This is a genomic window from Chloroflexia bacterium SDU3-3, assembly GCA_009268125.1.
In the GTDB taxonomy this organism is placed as follows: domain Bacteria; phylum Chloroflexota; class Chloroflexia; order Chloroflexales; family Roseiflexaceae; genus SDU3-3.
In genome coordinates, this window is sequence record WBOU01000021.1 from 1 (window position 1) to 20,706 (window position 20,706).

The window sequence follows — 20,706 nt, forward strand, 5'->3', positions numbered from 1 at the left end:
CCCGCAGATCCATGCCCGCGTACAGCGCCGCCACCTGCTCGGCGTAGCCGTTGAACGGCAGCGTCTCGCGCCGCGACAGCTCGCCGATCCGCCGCTCGCTGCGCTGCGACCAGCGCGGGTGCGGCACGTCGGGGTTCACGTTGGCGTAGAACCCGTACTCGTTGGGCGAGGACTGCATCCACAGCGAGGTGGGCTGGTCGGCCACCAGCTCGATCTTGGTGATGGCCTTGATGCTCTTGAAGCCGTACTTCCAGGGCACGTGCAGCCGGATGGGCGCGCCGTTCTGCACCGGCAGCGACTGGCCGTACAGCCCGGTGCCCAGCAGCGCCAGGTCGTGCATGGCCTCGTCGAGACGCAGGCCCTCGACGTAGGGCCAACTGAAGTAGGCGTCCTGCTGCCCGGGCATGTGCTCGGGGGCCATCACGGCCTGGAAGCGGACATAGCGGGCCTCGCTGGTCGGCTCGGCGGCGGCCAGCAGCTTGCGCAGCGGCACGCCCAGCCAGGGGATGACCATCGACCAGCCCTCGACGCAGCGGTGGCGGTAGATGCGCTCCTCCTCGCCAAACTGCTTCGCGAGATCTTCGATGGCGTAGGTTTTGGGGTTGCGCACCATGCCGCCGACCTCGACGGCCCAGGGGGTGGTGGGGAAGCCCTGGGCGAGCGCGGCGACGCGCTCTTTGTCGGTGGTGAACTCGTAGTAGTTGTTGTAGGTGGTGATCTGCGCGTAGGTGTTGAGCGCATCGCCCCGCTCGTCTTTGGTTGCGCCCGAGCGGGTGGTGTGGGTCGCCACGCCGGGGATGGCGGCATTGGGCTGGCTGGGGCTGGCCGCCGGGCCGCAGGCGGCCAGCAGCCCCGCCCCGCCCGCCAGCGCCGCCGCACCCCGCATGAACTGCCGCCGCGTGCGGTACACCGCCTCCGGCGTGATCTCCGAGCTTGGTATCTTCCTCGCCATCGCTCGCCTCTCCTCTCTTATGATAGCTACTGGTTTTGTTATACCACGAGTACCTGATAAAATGGTGAGAGGACCATGATCGTGCCAACCATCTTGAATCTATCGCGCTCCATTTTTGCTGTCGATCCGAATGGCTTCGGCCAAGCCTAGAGGCTATACTACACAGGGTTATCGCCTCTACGGCTCGAAGCGTCCCGCCAAGACCCATGCACCATAGATGAGGCCCGCATGACACACTCCGCCGCAGCACATCCCTATCTTCGCACCCCGGCCATCTCGCCTGACGGCCAGCAGATCGCCTTTGTCTATGCCACCGATATCTGGCTGGTGGGCAGCACCGGTGGCAGCGCCGAGCGCCTAACCGCACACCCCGCCAACCACAGCTCGCCGCGCTGGTCGCCCGATGGCCAGCAGATCGCCTTCAGCGCCGACCGCAGCGGCAATGGCGAGATCTACTGCGTGCATCTGGAAGCGAGCACCAGCACCCAGATCACCTTCCACGACCACGCCGCGACGCCAGAGGCCTGGTCGCCCGATGGCAGCGCGATCTACTTCAGCTCGGGCCGCGAGATGCAGGGCGCGGCGCTCTACCGCGTGCAGGCCAGCGGCAGCACGCCTATACGCTGGCTGAGCCAGCCCTACACCCAGATCGAGCACGCCAGCATCAGCCCCGACGGCCAGCGGATCGCCTTCAACATCACCCGCGAGCCGTGGTGGAAGCGTGGGCCAAACAGCTACACGGGCAGCGAGGTGTGGCTGGCCAGCAACACCCCCAACCCGGAGACCTTCCTCCGGCTCGGCAGCGACTACAGCGGCACCAACCGCTGGCCGATGTGGTCGATCCACGGCGACGGTGTGTATGTGGTCTCCGACCGCGATGGGTATGAGAACATCTGGCTGCTGCCCGCCAGCGGCGGCGCGGCGCGCCAGATCACCACCTTTCGCGACGGCAGGCTGCTCTGGCCCACGATCAGCGCCGATGGGCGGATGATCGTCTTCGAGCGCAACTTCGGCATCTGGACGCTCGACATCGCGTCGGGGCACGTCGCCCCCATCCATGTGCGAGTGCGTGCCGAGAGCAAGGCCCCGGCCACCCGCGCCGCCAACGTCACCCGCGACATCCAAGAGCTAGAGCTATCGCCCGACGGCAAGAAGATCGCGTTCATCGCCCACGGCGAGGTGTTCATCGACTTCGCCGACAAAGAGACCGACCGCGAGCGGCGGCAGGGGCCATCGTTCCGTATTACCAACACCCCCGCGCGCGAGGCCAATGTCACATGGTCGCGCGACAGCCGCCATGTCTTCTACACCTCCGACCGCGATGGCGAGCCGAGCATCTACCGCTACGATGTAGCCCAGCGGATCGAGCGGCGGGTGGATGCGGCGGATGGCAGCAAGCACTCGCTGCGCTTCTCGCCCGACGGCACATGGCTGGCCTACGCATGCGGCGACAGCGAGATCCGCCTGATCGAGCACGCCAGCGGGGTCGACCGGCCTTTCGCCAAGGCCAACTTCACCCGCGGCGTGATGTTCGACTGGTCGCCCGACAGCCGCTGGCTGGCCTACACCGCACAGGATGACCGCGCCTTTGTGAACGTCTACATCCAGCAGATCGGGCAGGGCGCAGCCAGGCAGATCTCCTTTCTCAGCAACGTCAGCACCTTCTGGCCGATCTGGTCGCCCGACGGCGAGTTTATCATCGGCACCACACGCCAGTTTCGCGCCGAGCAGCAGATCATCCGCATCGACCTGCAGCCGCGAAGGCCGCAGTTCCGCGAGGATGAGTTCGAGCGGCTGTTTGCCGAGCCGAAGGCCACCGCCGACCCGCCCGCCAGCGAGGCCGCCAGCACCGAGGTGCGCTTTGAGGGCATCGAGCAGCGCCTCTCCATCCTCACTGCACCCCAGCTGGACGCCATGGCCTGCGCGATCAGCCCCGATAGCCGCGACCTGCTGTTCCACGCCAGCGTGGCGGGCAAGGGCAACCTCTGGGTGATGGCGCTCGACGACGCCCGCGCCGAGCAGTCGCCGCGCCAGATCACCTCGACCAACGGCTACAAAGGCTCGGTGCAGTTTGCCCCCGACGGCAAAAGCTTCTACTACACCGACGCCAGCCAGATCGTCATCCGCAAATTTCCGCTGGGTGAGGCCACCAGCCTGCCGATCAGCGCCGAGGCCGTGATCAGCTTCCACGAGGAGCGGCTCCAGATCTTTGATGAGTGCTGGCGGGTGCTACGCGATCGCTTTTACGACTCGACCTTCCGCGGCATGGACTGGGTCGCCATACGCGATCAGTTCCGGCCATACGCGGCTGCGGCCCAATCTAGCCACGACTTCCGCGCTATCCTCAACCTCATGCAGGGCGAGCTGCGGGCCTCGCACACCGGCGTGTTCGGACGCAGCCTGCCCGCCGACGATGGCTATATCGGCGTGCTGTTCAACCAGCACGAGCAGGCCAGCAGCGGGCGGCTGATCATCGACGCGGTGCTGCCCAACGGCCCGGCAGAGCTGGCCGGGGTGCAGAGCGGCGACGAGCTGCTGGCGGTGGATGACAGCGAGATCGCAGGCGGGGCTAACCTAGATGCCCTGCTGAGCCGCACGATCGGGCGGCGCGTGCGGCTGCGGCTGCGCGCGGCAGATGCCGAGCCGCGCGAGGTGGCGCTGCGCCCGATCGCGGCCAGCAGCTATGACAAGATCCAGTACCGCGCCTGGGTGGAGCAGAACAAAGCCTATGTGCACCGCGAGAGCGGCGGGCGGCTGGGCTACGTGCACATCCGCGAGATGAGCTACGCCGCATACCAGCGCCTGCTGATCGACCTCGACGCCGAGATCCACAGCCGCGAGGGGATCGTGATCGACATCCGCTTCAACGGCGGCGGCTACATCTTCTCGTTCATCCTCGATGTGCTGTCGCGCCGCACCCAGATGCGCCACGGGTTCCGCGACTACCCGGCCACCGACTCGGCCCACTTCCACGGCAACCGCGTGCTGAACAAGCCCACTGTGCTGGTGATCAATCAGAAGACCGCATCCAACGCCGAGATCTTCGCCGAGGGATACCGCCAGCTGGGCCTAGGGCCGATCGTGGGCAGGCCCTCGGCGGGCGCGGTGATCAGCACCACCGAGCGCAGCCTACTGGATGGCAGCTGGCTGCGGGTGCCACAGTACCGCGTCACCACCATCGATGGCGAGGATCTAGAGGGAACAGGGCGACCTGTGGATGTGGATGTAGAGATGCCTGTGGGCGCGGGTGCCCACCGCCGCGACCCGCAGCTAGATGCGGCGGCCCAGGCCCTGCTCGCACGCATCGACCGCAGCACAGCCAGCTAACAGGGCCGGTGGGGCCATTGGTGCGCGGCCCCACCGGCGCAGCTTGTCGTCAGGCAAATGCAAAGCGGTTGAACACAGCGCTCTATCGTCAAACAGCGATGAAGAAGCAAGAAGTGTGGCTTTCTTTTTACGATATACGGTAGTTTTATGAGCAATTCTGCAATAATCTTGTCTACAAATCATCACAGGTTTGAACGTTTTGATTCTATTCGCCAGATTCACACCAATAGAACTATAGAGTCCAATTACTATTGGGCTATTCCTCTCAATATCACAGCTTCGTTATACTAGAGCGACGAGCAACGATGCTCCAATTCCCTATTTTTCTCGCAATCATTTAAGGGAGCATTAGGATGCGTGTCCTGATCGATCAGAAATCGTATGAGGAGATGCTGAGCAAGCCTTCGCAACCACGCGACTGCTATGTACGGAAAACGGAATACTTGCACCATATGTATATTGATGGGGTGAAGTATCTGGTCGCACGGGCGGTATACGACAACATCAAAAAGGCGCAGGATGCCAGCGACGACGATGCCCTGCTTCACCTGATGTACCATAAAGACGAGCTGGAGCGGCTGGTCGCCGACGCGCGCAACAAGGGCGTCGATCTGCGCACCACACGGCTGCTGGGCGACCCGCCCCCCACCGACGACGAGGCACGACCCACGCTCTCCAACAGCTTCCTGCCCCAGGAGCCGCAGGAGATCGAGGCAACGGGCCTGAACCGCACCTTCCTCTACGAGCACACCACACGCATCATCTACAACCGGGGCCGTGTCACCGGTGCCGAGCTGGCCGACGAGATGCGGCTCTCCTACCGCATCGTGGATGTGCTGCTGACCGAGCTGCGCAAGCAGGAGCTGATCGACATCGCCGGGCAGCGCGGCTATGGCGACATCAACTACGAGTACACGCTCACACCGCGTGGCAGCCAGGCCGCCCAGGATGCCCTGCTGAAGACCATGTACTCCGGCCCCATCCCAGTAACGCTGGAGGAGTGGATCGCCTCGGTGAAGGCGCAGACGGTGAAGGATGTGATCGTCACCCGCAAGAACATCCGCGACGCCTTCCAGGGCCTGGTGATCGACGAGTCCATCCTGAACTGGGTCGGCCCGGCGGTGAACTCGGCCTCGTCGGTGATGCTGTTCGGCTACCCCGGCAACGGCAAGACTACCATCGCCGAGCGTATCACCCACCTGATGGGCGACGATATCTTCATCCCCTACACCATCTATGCCGACGGCGCGGTGATCAAGATGTACGACGCGATCGTGCACGAGACACCCAAGCGAGCGCTGCCCGAAGATCTTGAGTATGACAAGCGCTGGATCCGCATCACCCGCCCGGTGGTGATCGTGGGCGGCGAGCTAACGCTTGAGGGCCTGGGGCTGGTGTATAACAAGGAGTCGCGCACCTACGAGGCCCCCTTCCAGATGAAGGCCAACTGCGGCATCTTCCTGATCGACGACTTCGGGCGGCAGCAGGTGCGCGTGTTCGACCTGCTGAACCGCTGGATCATCCCGCTGGAGAAGCGCTACGACTTCCTCACCACCGTCACCGGCAAGAAGATCCAGATCCCCTTCGATCAGCTGATCATGTTCTCTACCAACCTCGACCCCAACGACCTAGGCGACGACGCGCTGCTGCGGCGTATCAAGTTCAAGTTCGAGATCATCGACCCGACCGAGGAGCAGTGGCGGCAGATCTGGCAGATCATGTGCCGGATCATGAAGGTGCCCTACGACGACCGAGGGCTCGACTACCTGCTGGCCAAATGGTATGTGCCCGACGAGCGACCGCTGCGCATGTGCCAGCCACGCGACATCCTGCTGCAGATGATCGCCATCGCCAAATACAACATGGAGACGCCCACGCTGAACGCCGACCTGCTGGATGCGGCCTGCGCCACCTACTTCACCAGCAAGGAGAAGAAGAACTTCGGCGCGAAGGTGCGGCTCGATCTCTAGGACAGACCGCCCGCCAAGCTCACACCACGCAGAAGCGCCGCACCCCATTGTGTCGGGGGGCGGCGCGTCTCTTTTGCCCGCGGGCGCCGCGAGGGGGTCAGGTCGCCCCGCACGCCACCCCCCGCCCCCCCCCCCCCCCCCCCCCCCCCTTCCGCGCCCCCCCCTTGTGGCCGGGGGGGCGCCGCTTCTCTTTGCCCGGCGGGCGCGGCTAGGGGTTCAGGTCGACCCGCTCGCCACGCGCCGCGAACACCAGCTGCTCGGCCACATTCGTCACGCGGTCGCCGACGCGCTCAAGGGTATGGGCCACCACCGTGCGGTCAAGCGCCCACTCGGCGGCGGCAGGCTCGCGCTGGATGAGGGCCAGCATCTGGGCCCGCACGCCGTCCTCTAGCCGGTCGATCTCGTCATCCTGCTGCTGGATCTGCTCCAGCTTGTCCGGCGAGCCAGCGATAAAGGCATCGATGCCGGTGATCAGCATGGCCACGGCCAGATCGCCCAGCTGGCTGATCGGCACATCGGGCGCGGCCTGCGGCGGGGCGGGGTTGCGCAGCGTGGCCTTGGCGATGCGCTTGGCGTAATCGCCGATGCGCTCTAGCTCGGATGCGATCTCGAGCGCGGCCAGCAGCCGCCGCAGGTCGCTGGCCACCGGCTGCTGCAGTGCGATGATCTGCAGCACATGCTGCTCGATGGTCTCGTGGGCCTTGTCGATCAGAGCATCGGCCCCGATGATCCGCTGCGCCTCGACAAGATCGATCTGGTCAAACGCCCGCACGGCGGCGGCGATCTCTTTTTTCACCGCCTCGCCAAGCGACTGCAGCTCTTGGTAGAGCTGGTGCAGCTCCTCGTCGTAGTGAGCCCGTGTCCGCATAGCACCTCCTTCTTCATACCAGGTATGGCTAGTATCTCACATCCTGGCAATAGTGCTGGCGACAGCGGCGAGCTTGTCGGCGTAGGTCGCGCCGGGCACGGCCCAGCGCCCGTTGAGGTTTTGCAGCAAGCGGGCCTCGCCACGGTAGCGGCTGAGCGGGCGGAAGGTCAGGGCCTGGGTGATCAGGCGGCTCTGGGCCGGGCTGGCCTGCTCGTCGCGCAGCGCATAGGCCAGCAGCCTGCCCACGTGGGCCGGGATGGCGTCTTTGTCCCAGGTGGTGAAGGCCACGCCCTCGTGCCAGCGGTTGGTGTTCTCGTTCCAGACCCACGAGCCGCTGGGGGGACGCCGCACGCTCTGCTGGCCGGTGACGCCGATGCCCGCCGGGTTGCGGCGCGGGCGCTGCGCCCACCACGAGGTGAGGTTGCCGGTCTCGTGGATGAGCTGGGCGATGGCGATCACCGGATCGAGGCCGACCGACTGTGCGATGCGGAAGTAGGCCGGCACAATCACGCGGCGGATGTCGTACTCGGTGTAGTCGCCATGGGGGCGGGCGCTGATAAAGCGGGCGCACTGCTCTTGGCTGGCATGGTTTGGCCCGAGGATGTGGCTCTCGATCGTATACGGCATCGTATGCTCCTTGCGACATTGCATGGTTTGGGCAGATCCTACTCCTATCTGCCCAAAATGACAAGACCGCTATGGGTTTTTACTAGGGGGCGCAAGGGAACGACAGGAAGAGCGCCGCTTTACCAGCAAAAAGACGCCAAAGCACCAAGGGAAGAAAAGAGAACGAGGAGAGTGGGCAAAGCCAAGCCCGCACCCCCCTCGCATCCGGTGAAGATACACCAGATCCTGGCCTAGCGCTGTGTGTGGCGTCCGATGGTGGCCATAACCGCAATGAGGGCGGACCTCGTGTCCGCCCTCACCTGCGCCGCACAGATCGCGCAGCCGCTACACCCCGCAGCCCTGGCTGAGCGCCTCGCTGGGGCCAGCGGGCGGCAGGTCGTAGACCACGCTGCTATCGCCCTCGTAGTAGTCGCTATCCGCCAGGATCTCCAAGCGCCCGTCGCCATTCAGATCCCACAGGCCGTTGAGCGAGAAGACCTGCGGCGCGCCAAACTCAATTGGCTTGGTGATCACATCGCTGGCGACCACGGTGGCCGGCTTCGTCGCATCGGCGTGGATGATGACGAGGATGGAGTAGTCGCCGGGCTGAGCCGAGGAGCTTGGTGCCGTGCCCTCGCCATACTTGGTGGCTGCCACTGCTGTCTCGCTGGTGCCATCGCCGTCGATATCGGCCTGGATGGCGCGGGTGATCTGCACCTTTGGCTGGCTGAGCCCCAGCTTCTGCAGCGCGGCCTCGACCGGCGGGACAAGGCTGGCGGTGGTGACAGGGACCTCGGTCACGGGGCGCGGCATCGGCTGCCAGTCCGCACCTAGGGCGAAGCGCTCGGATGGGCTCTGGCCATCGGTGACCTCGACCGAGTAGAGCCAGGTGCAGATCGGGTCGTCCTTGGGCTTGGCCGCCGAGCCAGCAAAGCGCAGCGGGCCAGAGCCCTGGCCCAGGCTGATGTAGGTGGCGGGCAGCAGATAGGGCGCGCCGACCTCGGCCTTCACCCAGCTGCCGTTATTTACCAGGCCGATGACAATCTTCCGCGATATATCTACCACCGCATGCATGTCGTAGGCGACCGCCTGCTGTGCAAACAGCCGTTCCCAGGTCTGCGGGCCGACCACACCATCGACCTCAAGGCTGTTCAGCGCCTGGAAAGCCTTGACGGCCAGCTCGGTCTGTCCACCGAAGACACCATCGACCGTGCCAACATGGGCGTAGCCGAGCTTGGTTAGGCGATCTTGCAGCGCACGAACATCCTCGCCCTCAAGCATGGGATTCTGCAGCAGCAGGTTTCGCGTGCGGGTGGGCGCGGTGGCATCGGAGGCGGCGGGCGGCATGCTGGTCGGGCGGGGCGCGACGGTCGCGCCAAGCCCCGCGCCATCGGTGGGAGCGGGGGCCACCGTTGCGCCGAGCGCCGCCGGGGCCGCCGTGGGCTGGGCAGCAGCCGCCGTGGGCTGGGCAGCGGCCGCCGTGGGCTGGGGCGGCTGTGGGGTAGCAGTCGCACAAGACACCAGCACGCAGGCAATCATCGGGAGAGCCAGCGTACGGGTATGAAAAAGACGCATTCGGTTCCTCACTTTCTCACGCGTTTCCATAGACACAAACGTGGGAAGCGCACGTTTCTGCGCATCCAGGGGGCAGCAAGCAGCATTCGCGCCAAAAGGATTTTCCCTTTATACTTTGCGCTCGCAGGCCAGGAAGGCCGAAAGCTATTGTAGGATGTTAGGGAGGGCGAGGCAAACGCCTCGCTGGTAGCCTAGAGCTTGAAGATGACAGATTTGGAACCGAAACCGACCGCCCGGCGCGTGAGCATTCTGGGCATCCCAATCGACGATGTGACCGAGGAGGAGGTGATCGCGCAGATCCGCCAGTGGGTGGCCGAGGGCGGGCCGCACCAGATCTGCACGGTCAACCCCGAGTTTGTGATGGCGGCCCAACGCAGCGGCGCGTTCCGCCGCGTGCTGCTAGCCGCCGACATCTGCACGCCCGATGGCTTCGGGCTGCTGGTGGCGGCCCGCTGGCGCGGCAGCCCGCTGCGCACGCGGGTGACCGGCGTGGGACTGACCGAGCAGATCGCGGCGGTAGCCGCGCGGGAGGGATGGTCGGTGTTTCTGCTGGGCGCGGCTCCCGGCGTGGCCGAGCACGCCGCCGAGCTGCTGGAGGGGCGCTACCCCGGCCTGCGGGTAGCGGGATGCCACGCTGGCACGCCCCGCCCCGAGGATGAGGAGGGCATCCGCCAGCGGATCGCGGCGGCCCAGCCCGATGTGCTGCTAGTGGCCTACGGGCACCCTGCGCAGGAGCTGTGGATCGCGCGCAACCAGCCGCTGCTGCGAGTGCCTGCAGCCATGGGCGTGGGCGGCACCTTCGATGAGATCAGCGGGCTAGTGCGGCCCACCCCGGCCTGGGTGCAGCGCCTGGGGCTGAAGTGGGCGCATCGCCTGATCCAGCAGCCGCAGCGCTGGCGGCGGGTGCTCACGGCAGTGCCGCTATTCATGTGGGCGGTGCTGCGCGAGCCGCGGGCGGGCTAGGGCAGGGCCAGTCGGCGTTCCACCAGCTGGCGCTGGATGTGGCGGGGGCGCAGCGCCTCGACCAGCACGGCCACGCTGCGCTGGGGGTCGCAGGCATCGCCGCAGGTGAAGCAGTCCCAGAAGGCCGCGCCGTGCTCGGGGTAGGTGTGCAGGCTGGCGTGGCTCTCGGCCAGCAGCGCCAGCGCGGTGACGCCCTGGGGCGCGAAGCCGTGGACGATCTGGCGCAGCACCGTCGCGCCGGTGGCCTCGGCGGCGCGGCGCACCAGCACCTCTAGCGCCACGAGGTCGTCGAGCATGGCTGGCTCGCAGCCCTCCAGCGTGAGCAGCAGGTGGCGGCCATGGGCCGCGTAGGGCGGAGCGGTCGCATCGACCATGGGCATGTGCTCGACCATCACGCCACCTGCCCGCTGTTGCTATGCGAATGTTGCATCGAGCGGCCCCTCACATTCCATCCAACGAGTTTCGTCTCTCGTCCAACGAGTTTCGTCTCTCGTCCAACGAGTTTCGTCTCTCGTCCAACGAGTTTCGTCTCTCGTCCAACGAGTTTCATCTCTCATCCAACGAGTTTCATCTCTCGTCCAACGAGTTTCATCTCTCGTCCAACGAGTTTCATCTCTCGTCCAACGAGTTTCATCTCTCGTCCAACGAGTTTCATCTCTCGTCCAACGAGTTTCATCTCTCGTCCAACGAGTTTCGTCTCTCGTCCAACGAGTTTCGTCTCTCGTCCAACGAGTTTCGTCTCCCTGCACTATTCCCAATGGTGGTGCATGCCCTCTGCGGGCGGCACCACAGGTTCCACACCCTTGGAACTACGCGAGGAGGCGATGGAATCATTGACGTAGGGGCGGGTCTCGTGCCCGCCCGCACCGCATGCATCGGCATCATCGAACGCCTTTGCGATACGCGCGATGCACGCGGCGCGCATCGCCACGCGCCGCAGGCATCGGTTGCCGTTCGATTCCTGCGGCGGGCCACGATGGGGCGGGCACGAGACCCGCCCCTACACCCATTGCGGGCATTGCGATCATCGGATCGGAAACGATGATCGCAATGTGGAATCATCGGCAGCCGACCTCGCATGTTTGCCAGAAAAGCAAGTGACGCCTGCTCAGTCGCATAAACCCTGTGCCCAGACACCCTAGCGCTTGGGCGGGCCATCGGTCGTATCGTTCCAGTTCTGCAGCCAGTCATCCAGCAGCGCCGCCAGCGTGGCGCGGTAGGCGGCGCACGCGGTGGCGTGCTGCCAGCCGCCCACACCGATGGCAACCGCCGCAGCCAGGGCCACGAAGCTCTGGATGTCAGCAATATCCTGCGTGGCCAGGCCCTCGATATTGCCGTTATCCCACCAGTCGCGCATCATCGTGCTGGCCACGGCGCGGGTGGTGTAGTGGCGGATGTGATCGGGGGTGTCGTTTGGCAGGTAGAGCAGGGCAGGGCCAGCCGCATCGCGGGTGAACTTGGTGAGCAGCACTACCGTGTCGGCGGGGATACGCCCGTAGGCCGAGGACTGGGTCACATTGCTGGCGGCCCGCGCCATGCGCTGGTGCGGCTGCGGCGCGGGCTTGCGGCCTGTGCCCAGCGCCGCAGCCACGGCAAGGCCCGTCAGCAGCCAGGCCCCCACGAAGATCGGCAGCGAGAGGCGGGTGGCGGTGATCCGAGTGATCATCCAGAGCAGCAGGTAGACCAGCGCCCAGGCCAGCACCACCATCGCCGCCGTGCCCGCCGCCACGCGCGCCAGCCAGCGCAGCGCCGCCCAGCCCGCGAACCCCGCCACCAGAAAGCCAAAGCCAAGCAGGGCCGCCTCGAACACCGGGTTGAGCACCCGCGAGCCGGGGATGGCCTGCATGATCCACAGCACCAGCAGGCAGAAGATCGCCCCGCCAGCGCCATACAGCAGCGCCGCCAGCAGCATCCCCCCCCACTGCTGGCGCGGGTGGGCAGTCGATACGCTCATGCCTTCTTCCCCTAGCCCACGATCACGGCGACGGTGATCGCCGCGAGGCCGAGGATCACGGCGGCCAGCTTGATCGCCGCCGCCACATTGCCGCGCTCGATCTCCACCTTATAGTCGATCGGGTCGAGCCGGTCGTACAGCTGCACGCCCAGGTAGAAGATCAGCACGCCCACCACGCCCCAGCCGATAGAGGCCAGCACCTGCATGATCACGGTAGCAAAATCGGGCATCGGTGTTCCTTTCTGCATAAAAACGGTCGGCGGGGTGGCGGTCTAGTCGATCGGGCCGGGCGGGCCAGGGTCGCCGGGCGAGTTCCAGTTGGCCAGCCAGTCTTCGAGCAGCGCGCGCAGGGTGGCCTGGAAGATCGGCAGGCCGGAGATGTTAAGATCCGATCCAGCCAGCGAGGCGGCCAGCGCCACGAAGCTCTTGATGTCCTCGATATCCTGGAACAGCAGTCCCTCGGTGTTCTCGTTCTCGCGCCAGTCGCGCAACACAAATTCCAGCACGGTCTCGGTGACATAGGCGCGCACCTGCTCGCTGGCGCTACGGGGCAGGGCGGGTAGCACCTTCTCCTGCACCATCAGGGCGCTGCGCTGCAGCAGGCTCACGGTGTCGGGCGGGATGCGGCCAAAGCGCCCGGCGGACTGATAGCTCATGCGGGGTCTCCTCCACTGCGGGCCAGGGCGCTCGCCGCCCGGCCCTCGGATGCGATGCGCACCACCGTATCGGCGATGCGGTCGAGAAAGGCGTAGTCGTGCGCGCCGATGAAGCGCACCGGCGTGCCGCCGAACTGGCGCTTGAAGCGCGAGAATCCGGCGTAGAGATGATCGGATGTGCCAAACGGCTCGTAGCCATAGAAATCATAGGTGGCGCAGCCGCTGGCCAGCGCGCTTTGGATGGCGGCCCACTGCAGCGCGTAGCCGCCCATCATCTGGCGCTTGGCGTTGGTGACGCCGCCGTAGAGATAGGTGGCGCGCTGGCCGTAGGTGATCAGCAACATCGCGCCCAGCAGGTCGCCGCCGTGCTCGGCCAGCAGCAGGCGGGCGTGCCCGGCGGGCATCAGCGCGGCGCACAGGTCGGCAAAAAAATGGTACGGCTCGATAAAGAAGTCGTCGCGGGTGGCGGCGTCGCTCAGCGCATCATAGAAGGCAGGCAGATCCTCCGCCGAGCGGCTCTCGCGCACGGCCACGCCGTGGCGGGCGGCCAGCCGGATGTTGTAGCGGCCCTTGGGGCGCATCTGGGCCAGCACCGCCTGCTCGCCCTGCGCTAGGTCGAGATAGAGTGTCTCGCAGGGCAGCAGGTCGAGCGGGGCGCGGCGAAACTCGCGCAGCACCGGCGGGCGCGGCCCAGGCAGGCGCGGCTCGACCCGCAGGGCCAGCGCGCCCAGCTGGGCGGCCCTGCCCCTGGCCTCGGCCAGCAGCAGGCCCAGGCCCTGCCGCGCGGCGGCGTGGTCATCCCAGGGCAGCACCGGCCCCTCGGGCGCGACCATCAGGCCCATGCGCTGGCCCTGCGCCGTGTAGAAGATCGCGCCGCCAGCCAGATCCTGTCCATCCATCAGGCCCAGGTGCAGCGTGGCGAAGCCCTGGGCGCGCTTCCACGCGGCCCAGTGCAGGCTCTGCATCACCCCGCTGGCGGGCGCGCGCTGCACCAGCTCCTCCCAGCGCCGCCCCAAGGGAGAGGCCGCATCCAGATCGCCCAGATCGATGAGCTCTCGCGTGTTGGCCATGGCTACTTCAGCCTCTCCAGCAGCACCCGGGCCGCCGCCAGCTCCTTGGGCAGCTCATCCAGCTGGCGCTGCGAGAGCGTGAGCTGCTGGGTGACGCTGGCCAGATCGGCCTCGGTGCGGCGGATGGCCTCGGAGAGGGGGATGTTGGTCGTGCCGTACTCCACCGACTCACCCAGGCTAGTGGTGCGCTTCAGCGCGTCGTACTCGGCCTTATCCTTCTGCAGCAGGGCTTGCTCCTGCCGTGCCGCCGCCACGTCGGCCTCCAGGCGGGCGTAGGCCGCTGTGCTCTGCTGGGTCTCGGTGGTCAGCATGCCACGGATCAGCTTTTTGAAATCATCGGAGTAGGCCAGATCGGCGGGCTGGGTGCGGGCCGCATCCAGCCAGACCGCGCCGCCATCGTAGTAGCGCGTGCCGTCGGGGGTCTGCAGCAGCAGCGCGCTGCCGTCGGCCAGCAGCCACGCGCCGCTGAACAGCTCGAACGCGCCCTCTGCCGGGGGCTGGGGCAGGGCGGGCACCGTGGCCGGGATGGTGCCCAGGCTGGCCAGCGCGTTGGTCAGGCGCTGCGACATCGACTCCATGTTTGCCAGCTCGCGGGCGTCGTCGGCATTCCAGGGCACAAAGTCGACCCAGCCCACCCAGCCCATCCACGAGCGCTTGGCTGTGGCGCTCTGCACCAGGCCGGCCTGCTGGCGCGTGATCTCCTGCGCAGCACGCCAGTAGAGCGCCGAGTCGCGCTCGAAGTAGGCCATGGGGATGCCAGTCTGGATGTCGGTCAGCGTCATCACCTCGGCGTCGAGCAGCAGTGCGGCGGTGTCGCTCACCACCACGGTCACGCGGCCATCTTGCAGGATGTCGGTCTCCGGCGTCAGGCGGTAGACCGAGACCTCCTCGGCGGGCTGCTCGGCGGGGCGCGAGCTGCTGGAGTAGTGATTCGAGTGGTAGTGGTGGTAGCCGCTGCGCCCGTAGAAGATCGGGTAGTAGTGGTAGCGGCGCACGGGGAAGCTCGACCCGGCCTCATCCACCGCGCTGGCGGTGCCATAGCCAGGGCTGCGGAAGCCGCCGCCGCTGGCCACCTGGGGCGTGGATGGCTGGTAGTAGCTGTTGGATGGGCTGGCCAGGCGCGTGGTCTCGCCGGTGTAGGCATGGCCAGCGGCGGCGCTGCCGCCCGAGCCGCTGCCCGAGCCGCCCTTGCCATAGACCGCATCGGGGTAGATCAGGTTAGCCACCACTACCACCAGGGTGACGATGGTGACCACACGCATGCCCAGCTGCAGCAGCCCACCGTAGCTGCCCACCCAGTCGCGCAGGTGCGCCCGCAGCAGCCGCAGCTCGGCCACCATGCGGTGGGGCAGATCGGCGGCGCGGCGCAGCAGCCGATCGACCAGCGCGGGCAGGTCGATCGCGGCGAGGAAGCGGCCAGGGTCTTCGAGAAAGGCCTCGATCATCGGGCGGGTCTGGTCGGCGCGCAGCGCGGGCATGAGCGTGAGCATGCGGCCCAGCAGCTGGGTCTCGTCGGGGCGCGCCCCGATGGGCTGGGCCAGCGCGCCGCGCAGCTCGGGCGGCAGCAGGCTTGCGCCGTCATCGGGCGGGGGCAGCGGGGCATCATCCTCGGGCGCGGCCAGCGCATCCCACAGCTCGCCGCCCTGGATCACGGGCGTGCTGTTGTACATATAGTGCACCAGCACGCCGCTGCCCGCCAGCCCCGGCGCGGCCTGGCTGCGCAGCGCCGCCGCCTGCTGCGGGAAGCTGAACAGCCTGCGCAGCTGCTCGTGGCCGTGCAGCGCCTGGCGCGGCGTGGCCAGCTCGGCGGCGGCCAGCTCGGCGGCGGCGATCGGCTCGGGCGAGGCGAGGAAGAAGCCCCAGTCATCGCCATAGCCCTGCTCGTCGAACGAGGGCAGCGCGATGCGGTAGGGGCGCGGGTGGAGCTGAGCGGCGCGCATGGCGTTGTAGATCGACCAGTAGGCCTCGGCGCAGCCGCTGGGCGAGAGGCCGTTGACCGCCAGCACGCCGCGCTGGCCCAGCAGCCCGCGCAGGCGCTGGTACCACTCCACCGAGTGGAAGCGGGCCTCCTCGGCGGTCTGCGGCGAGGTCAGGTCCAGCACGATCAGCGCGAACGTGCGCCCGCAGCGCTCGGCGTAGGCCCAGGCGTCGTCGATCTGCACATGGACAGCCAGATGGTGCAGGCTGCCACCGTTCAGCTCGGCCAGCTCGGTGCGGGCCAGCTCGATGATGGCGGGGTCGTAGTCGATCAGGTCGATGCGGGTGAGGCGGGGCGATTTCAGCAGCTCGCGGGCGATCAGGCCATCGCCGCCGCCCAAGATCAGCGCCTCCAGCTCGGCGGGGGCGCGGCGCTCGGCCAGGGCGAGGCCGGGCAGGGCCAGCGACTCGTGATAGATCCGCTCATCGCGGCTGTCAAACTGCAGGTCGCCATTGATATACAGCAGGAGCGCATCATCGCGTCGATCAAGAAGAATGGTCATTGGCATACTCACGGGGCTAGAGGAAAGCCTACTGGTGCTATATACGCAGCGCAGCCGCCGAGGTTTCAGCCGCGCCCAAAAGCCGGGTATAATCAAGGCTCGACCCAATTGGCGAGAAGCAGCGCCGCCGCACCGCAGGGGTGCGCCGCGCTGCTTCTGTGCATCAAGCAGAATGAGGTTCCCCTGTGCCTATCTCGCAGATGCTGCTCAACAGCATTCTTCTCTTCTGCGCTGCCTTCATCGGTGGCACGCTCAACTCGGTGGCGGGCGGCGGCAGCTTCTTCACCTTCCCCTCGCTCCTCTTCGCAGGCATCGACGCCAAGATGGCCAACGCCACCAGCACGATCGCGCTGTGGCCCGGCTCGCTGGCCAGCGTGCTGGCCTACCGCGAGGAGATGGGCGACATGCGGCAGCAGGTGCGGCTGCTCGCGCCGATCAGCATGATCGGCGGGCTGGCGGGCGCGCTGCTGCTGCTCGTCACCCCCTCGGATGTGTTCGAGCAGATGCTGCCCTACCTGATGCTGGTGGCGACCCTGCTGTTCACCTTCAGCGCCCGCATCACGGCCTTTGTGCGCGGCCTCGACCACCGCGCCGACTCGCCGCGCGCGGTGCTGGTGCGGGCCGTGGTCATCCAGGCGGTTATCTCGGTGTACGGCGGCTTCTTCGGCGGCGGGATCGGCATCCTGATGCTGGCCGCGCTGGCCCTGATGGGCATGGAGCACATCCACCGCATGAACGCGCTCAAGGCGCTGCTCGGCTCGCTGATCAACGGGATCGCGGTGGTCACCTTCATCATCGCCCGCGAGGTGGAGTGGGGGCCGGCGGTGATCATGATCGTGGGGGCCATCCTGGGCGGCTACATCGGCGCGGCGGTGGCGCGCAAGATCGACCCGAAGGTCATACGCAGCTTTGTGATCGTGGTGGGGCTGGGGATCTCGGCCTACCTATTTGTGCGCGGCTAGCATGCCAAAGGCCGTGGCGTGCTGATGCGCCACGGCCTCTTTTCTGCACCCCGAAGCGCTAGCGCCCCTCGCCGCCCTGCGATCGGTCGGGCAGGGGCGTGGGTGTGGTGGCCGGAACCAGACAGGTGATCGAGCTAAGCAGCTCGTTCGAGCCACGGATGCGCAGATCCACGCGGTAGCTGCCCGGCAGCTCGCTGCCCATGGTCAGGCTCACGCTGAAGGTGCCATCGCGCCGCACGGTGCCGCCGCTCACCACACGTGAGCCAAAGTAGACTAGGAAGCCCGAGTTGGCAGGCCCCTCGCCGGTGATCGTCACCGTCTCGCCGGGCATGCACACCCGCGAGCCATCGCTGGGCGTGGGGGTGGCCAGCACCTCCTGGGTGGGCGTGGGCGAGAGCGGCTGGGGCGTGTAGAGCACGCGCGGTGTGGGCGTGGCAAAGCCACCCTGGAACGGCGTGGCGACCGGCGTGAGCGTGGTGGGCGTGGCGGTGATGCCAGCCCAGCTGGTGGCAGTGGTGACGGTGCTGGTGATGGCGCTGGTTGTCACCGTGGCGGTGGCCGCCACCGTGGTGGTCGCGCCAGGGTAGGCGTTCGTCGTGCTATTGGCCAGCGCCATCGCGGTCTGCGTCGGGCCGGGGTAGTCGGTAATATCGTTCTGAGGTGCGGCGCGCGACCCAGCGCTCGGCTGGAATAGCAGTACCGCGATCAGCAGAGTTCCAGAGCCAATAATGCTGATCGGCGTTAGGATTGATTGTCGCATCAGATCGTGCCTCAACGGTCTATAGCTTCGTTATTGTCGTATGCGAATGCACAGACTATACCATGCTTTCGCGATCTTTGTCATACCAGAACCGTAATACTTTCCTGACAATAATCGTAGAAAACAAGATTCCTTAGCCATATGCTAGAAGAAAAGCATGTGGCTAAGGAAAAGATGAGAGTACGATCTTCTACAAGCTAGCTGCCCAACTGCCTAGCGGATATGGCGCAGGGTATCCTCCGCCGCCGCCACGGTGGCCATCACCATCTCCTCGGTGTGCAGCACCGAGAGGAAGGCGGCCTCGAACTGCGAGGGGGCCAGATAGATGCCACGGTCGAGCATGCCGTGGAAGAAGGCGGCGTAGCGCGCGGTGTCGGCCCGCTTGGCGCTGGTGTAGTCGGTCACGGGCTGGTCGGCGAAGAACAGGCCCCACATGGAGCCAGCGTAGCCCGCCTGGAGCGGCACGCCCGCATCCTGCGCCACGCGCACTAGGCCGCTGGTCAGGCTCTGAGCCAGGCGGCCCAGCCGCTCGTACACGCCCGGCTGGCGGATGGCGCGCAGCGTGGTGATGCCCGCCGCCATGGCCAGCGGGTTGCCCGAGAGCGTGCCGGCCTGGTACATCGGCCCCGCCGGGGCGACCATCTGCATGATCTCGCGCCGCCCGCCGTAGGCCGCCGCAGGCAGGCCGCCGCCGATCACCTTGCCTAGGCAGGTCAGGTCGGGCCGTATGCCGAACAGGCCCTGCGCGCCGCCGTAGGCCACGCGGAAGCCGGTCATCACCTCATCCAGCATCAGCAGCGCGCCATACTGATCGGCCAGCTGGCGCAGGCCCTGGAGGAAGCCAGGCAGCGGCGGCACAAAGCCCATGTTGCCCACCACCGGCTCCACCGCGATCAGCGCCACCTGCCCAGGGTTCTGGCGCAGCAGATCCTCCACCGCGTTCAGGTCGTTGAACGGCGCGGTCAACGTGCTGGCCGTCACGCCTGCGGGCACGCCGGGGCTGTCGGGCAGGCCCAGCGTGGCCACGCCGCTGCCCGCCTGCACCAGCAGGCCGTCGTAGTGGCCGTGGTAGCACCCGGCAAACTTGATGATCTTCTCGCGGCCCGTGTAGGCGCGGGCCAGCCGGATGGCGCTCATGGTGGCCTCGGTGCCCGAGGACACGAAGCGCACCATCTCCACCGCAGGCATGGCATCTACGATCAGCTCGGCCAGCTCGCTCTCCAGTGCGGTGGGCGCGCCAAACGAGGTGCCGCGCACGGCCTGGCCGCTGATCGCCGCGATCACATCGGGGTGGGCGTGGCCCAGGATGAGCGGCCCCCACGAGAGCACGTAGTCGATGAAGCGGTTGCCATCCACGTCGTAGAGCAGCGCACCCTCGCCACGGTCAATAAAGCGCGGCACGCCGCCGACGCTGCGAAAGGCCCGCACGGGGCTATTCACGCCGCCGGGGATATACTGCTGCGCCTCCTCAAAGAGGCGCTCAGAATGCGATATTGAGCCCATCATCCCTCCACTTGAATCGTGCCTGCGCCTGATTGTCGGCGCGGCATCTTTTCCCCTAGCAGCATACCACTACTCGGCCAGCCAGCGGGCCGCATCCTTGGCAAAATAGGTGATGATCTGGTCGGCACCGGCGCGGCGGATGGCGATCAGGCTCTCAAGCGCGGCGCGGCGCTCGTCGATCCAGCCGTTCTGGGCGGCGGCCTTGATCATGGCAAACTCGCCGCTCACCTGGTAGGCGGCCAGCGGCAGCTGGTACTGCGCCCGCACCGCCTGGATGATGTCGAGGTAGGCCCCGGCGGGCTTCACCATCAGCATATCTGCACCCTCGGCCACATCCAGCGCCACCTCGCGCAGCGCCTCGCGGGCGTTCGCGGCGTCCATCTGGTAGGCGCGGCGGTCGCCAAACTGCGGCGTGCTCTCGGCGGCCTCGCGGAAGGGGCCGTAGAAGGCCGAGGCGAACTTGGCGGCGTAGGCCATGATCGGTGTGTCCTGCAGGCCTGCCGCATCCAGCCCGTGGCGGATGGCGGCGACCTGGCCATCCATCATGGCGCTGGGCGCGACAATGTCGGCCCCGGCCTCGGCGTAGGCCACGGCGGCACGGGCCAGCAGCTCCAGCGTGGGGTCGTTCAGCACGTCGCCCATGCCGGGGCGCGGGGCCAGCACGCCGCAGTGGCCGTGGTCGGTGTACTCGCACAGGCACACGTCGGCCACCACCACCATGTCGGGGGCCTGGCGCTTGATCGCGCGGATGGCGCTGGGCACCGGGCCGGCATCGTCCCACGCGCCACTGCCGAGGGCGTCCTTATGGGCTGGGATGCCAAACAGCAGCACGGCGGGGATGCCCAGCTCGGCCAGCTCGGCGATCTCGCGCTCCAGGCGATCGACCGAGAGCTGCGCGTGGCCGGGCATCGAGCTGATCGGGCGGGCGATGCCGCTGCCCTCGGCCACAAACAGCGGGGCGATCATATTATCGACGCTCAGCGTGGTCTCGCGCACCATGCGGCGCAGGGTCTCGGTGCGGCGCAGGCGGCGGGGGCGATTCTTGAGATGCATGGGGGCG

General features: G+C 66.9%; 17 protein-coding genes and 1 pseudogene. 4 read left to right on the forward strand and 14 right to left on the reverse strand.

Annotated elements, in window-relative coordinates:
* The coding region (msrP, locus tag F8S13_24490; protein KAB8140186.1) for a protein-methionine-sulfoxide reductase catalytic subunit MsrP at positions 1-952 on the reverse strand (952 nt) is incomplete at its 3' end.
* A 228-nt stretch (positions 953-1,180) separates the two neighbouring features.
* Here msrP and F8S13_24495 point away from each other — a divergent pair.
* Positions 1,181-4,279, forward strand: coding sequence for a PDZ domain-containing protein (locus tag F8S13_24495; protein KAB8140187.1), 3,099 nt, complete (start codon positions 1,181-1,183; stop codon positions 4,277-4,279).
* Positions 4,280-4,632: 353 nt separating this feature from the next.
* Positions 4,633-6,249, forward strand: a complete 1,617-nt coding sequence (locus tag F8S13_24500; protein ID KAB8140188.1) for an ATP-binding protein — start codon at positions 4,633-4,635, stop codon at positions 6,247-6,249.
* Positions 6,250-6,324: 75 nt separating this feature from the next.
* Here F8S13_24500 and F8S13_24505 read toward each other — a convergent pair.
* The 4 genes and pseudogenes from F8S13_24505 to F8S13_24520 form a co-directional block, all read right to left on the reverse strand.
* Positions 6,325-6,411: pseudogene (locus tag F8S13_24505) on the reverse strand (single-stranded DNA-binding protein).
* A 46-nt stretch (positions 6,412-6,457) separates the two neighbouring features.
* Entirely contained in the window at positions 6,458-7,117 is a 660-nt protein-coding gene (gene phoU, locus F8S13_24510; protein KAB8140189.1) for a phosphate signaling complex protein PhoU, read from the reverse strand.
* A gap of 36 nt (positions 7,118-7,153) precedes the next feature.
* Positions 7,154-7,744 (reverse strand): hypothetical protein, encoded by a 591-nt coding sequence (locus tag F8S13_24515; GenBank protein KAB8140190.1) that lies wholly within the window; start codon positions 7,742-7,744, stop codon positions 7,154-7,156.
* A 324-nt stretch (positions 7,745-8,068) separates the two neighbouring features.
* Positions 8,069-9,298 carry a peptidoglycan-binding protein gene (locus tag F8S13_24520; protein ID KAB8140191.1) on the reverse strand — a complete coding sequence of 410 codons (1,230 nt, stop codon included), beginning with the start codon at positions 9,296-9,298 and terminating at the stop codon, positions 8,069-8,071.
* A gap of 204 nt (positions 9,299-9,502) precedes the next feature.
* Here F8S13_24520 and F8S13_24525 point away from each other — a divergent pair, with 204 nt between their 5' ends.
* On the forward strand, positions 9,503-10,261 hold the full coding sequence (locus F8S13_24525; GenBank protein ID KAB8140192.1) for a WecB/TagA/CpsF family glycosyltransferase: 759 nt from the start codon (positions 9,503-9,505) through the stop codon (positions 10,259-10,261).
* Here F8S13_24525 and speD read toward each other — a convergent pair.
* From speD to F8S13_24555, 6 genes are all read right to left on the reverse strand, one after another.
* The gene (speD, locus tag F8S13_24530) at positions 10,258-10,635 is read right to left on the reverse strand and encodes an adenosylmethionine decarboxylase (protein ID KAB8140262.1); all 378 of its coding nucleotides are present in this window, start codon (positions 10,633-10,635) and stop codon (positions 10,258-10,260) included. The genes F8S13_24525 and speD overlap by 4 nt on opposite strands.
* A 764-nt stretch (positions 10,636-11,399) precedes the next feature.
* Positions 11,400-12,215, reverse strand: a complete 816-nt coding sequence (locus F8S13_24535) for a hypothetical protein (GenBank protein KAB8140193.1) — start codon at positions 12,213-12,215, stop codon at positions 11,400-11,402.
* An 11-nt stretch (positions 12,216-12,226) separates the two neighbouring features.
* Positions 12,227-12,445 (reverse strand): DUF350 domain-containing protein, encoded by a 219-nt coding sequence (locus tag F8S13_24540; protein KAB8140194.1) that lies wholly within the window; start codon positions 12,443-12,445, stop codon positions 12,227-12,229.
* A gap of 42 nt (positions 12,446-12,487) precedes the next feature.
* Entirely contained in the window at positions 12,488-12,871 is a 384-nt protein-coding gene (locus F8S13_24545; GenBank protein KAB8140195.1) for a hypothetical protein, read from the reverse strand.
* Positions 12,868-13,941, reverse strand: coding sequence for an aminoacyltransferase (locus tag F8S13_24550; protein ID KAB8140196.1), 1,074 nt, complete (start codon positions 13,939-13,941; stop codon positions 12,868-12,870). Before F8S13_24550 ends, F8S13_24545 begins: the two co-directional genes overlap by 4 nt.
* 2 nt (positions 13,942-13,943) lie before the next feature.
* A complete protein-coding gene (locus F8S13_24555; protein KAB8140197.1) occupies positions 13,944-16,427 on the reverse strand; it encodes a hypothetical protein in 2,484 nt (827 codons plus the stop codon).
* Positions 16,428-16,621: 194 nt separating this feature from the next.
* On the opposite strand from F8S13_24555, the gene F8S13_24560 reads away from it, so the two are divergent.
* Entirely contained in the window at positions 16,622-17,383 is a 762-nt protein-coding gene (locus F8S13_24560) for a sulfite exporter TauE/SafE family protein (GenBank protein ID KAB8140263.1), read from the forward strand.
* A gap of 58 nt (positions 17,384-17,441) precedes the next feature.
* Here the strand turns inward: F8S13_24560 and F8S13_24565 are convergent, their stop codons facing one another.
* From F8S13_24565 to hemB, 3 genes are all read right to left on the reverse strand, one after another.
* Positions 17,442-18,143 (reverse strand): hypothetical protein, encoded by a 702-nt coding sequence (locus F8S13_24565; GenBank protein ID KAB8140198.1) that lies wholly within the window; start codon positions 18,141-18,143, stop codon positions 17,442-17,444.
* A 213-nt stretch (positions 18,144-18,356) separates the two neighbouring features.
* Entirely contained in the window at positions 18,357-19,649 is a 1,293-nt protein-coding gene (gene hemL / locus F8S13_24570) for a glutamate-1-semialdehyde 2,1-aminomutase (protein KAB8140199.1), read from the reverse strand.
* A 66-nt stretch (positions 19,650-19,715) separates the two neighbouring features.
* A complete protein-coding gene (gene hemB / locus F8S13_24575; GenBank protein ID KAB8140200.1) occupies positions 19,716-20,699 on the reverse strand; it encodes a porphobilinogen synthase in 984 nt (327 codons plus the stop codon).
* Positions 20,700-20,706: the final 7 nt, after the last annotated feature.

Bases quoted from the DNA above. Each gene is read 5' to 3' on its own strand.
- F8S13_24495 (KAB8140187.1), top strand. From the start codon at position 1,181: ATGACACACTCCGCCGCAGCACATCCCTATCTTCGCACCCCGGCCATC.
- F8S13_24500 (KAB8140188.1), top strand. From the start codon at position 4,633: ATGCGTGTCCTGATCGATCAGAAATCGTATGAGGAGATGCTGAGCAAG.
- phoU (KAB8140189.1), bottom strand. From the start codon at position 7,117: ATGCGGACACGGGCTCACTACGACGAGGAGCTGCACCAGCTCTACCAA.
- F8S13_24515 (KAB8140190.1), bottom strand. From the start codon at position 7,744: ATGCCGTATACGATCGAGAGCCACATCCTCGGGCCAAACCATGCCAGC.
- F8S13_24520 (KAB8140191.1), bottom strand. From the start codon at position 9,298: ATGCGTCTTTTTCATACCCGTACGCTGGCTCTCCCGATGATTGCCTGC.
- F8S13_24525 (KAB8140192.1), top strand. From the start codon at position 9,503: ATGACAGATTTGGAACCGAAACCGACCGCCCGGCGCGTGAGCATTCTG.
- speD (KAB8140262.1), bottom strand. From the start codon at position 10,635: ATGGTCGATGCGACCGCTCCGCCCTACGCGGCCCATGGCCGCCACCTG.
- F8S13_24535 (KAB8140193.1), bottom strand. From the start codon at position 12,215: ATGAGCGTATCGACTGCCCACCCGCGCCAGCAGTGGGGGGGGATGCTG.
- F8S13_24540 (KAB8140194.1), bottom strand. From the start codon at position 12,445: ATGCCCGATTTTGCTACCGTGATCATGCAGGTGCTGGCCTCTATCGGC.
- F8S13_24545 (KAB8140195.1), bottom strand. From the start codon at position 12,871: ATGAGCTATCAGTCCGCCGGGCGCTTTGGCCGCATCCCGCCCGACACC.
- F8S13_24550 (KAB8140196.1), bottom strand. From the start codon at position 13,941: ATGGCCAACACGCGAGAGCTCATCGATCTGGGCGATCTGGATGCGGCC.
- F8S13_24555 (KAB8140197.1), bottom strand. From the start codon at position 16,427: ATGCCAATGACCATTCTTCTTGATCGACGCGATGATGCGCTCCTGCTG.
- F8S13_24560 (KAB8140263.1), top strand. From the start codon at position 16,622: ATGCTGCTCAACAGCATTCTTCTCTTCTGCGCTGCCTTCATCGGTGGC.
- F8S13_24565 (KAB8140198.1), bottom strand. From the start codon at position 18,143: ATGCGACAATCAATCCTAACGCCGATCAGCATTATTGGCTCTGGAACT.
- hemL (KAB8140199.1), bottom strand. From the start codon at position 19,649: ATGATGGGCTCAATATCGCATTCTGAGCGCCTCTTTGAGGAGGCGCAG.
- hemB (KAB8140200.1), bottom strand. From the start codon at position 20,699: ATGCATCTCAAGAATCGCCCCCGCCGCCTGCGCCGCACCGAGACCCTG.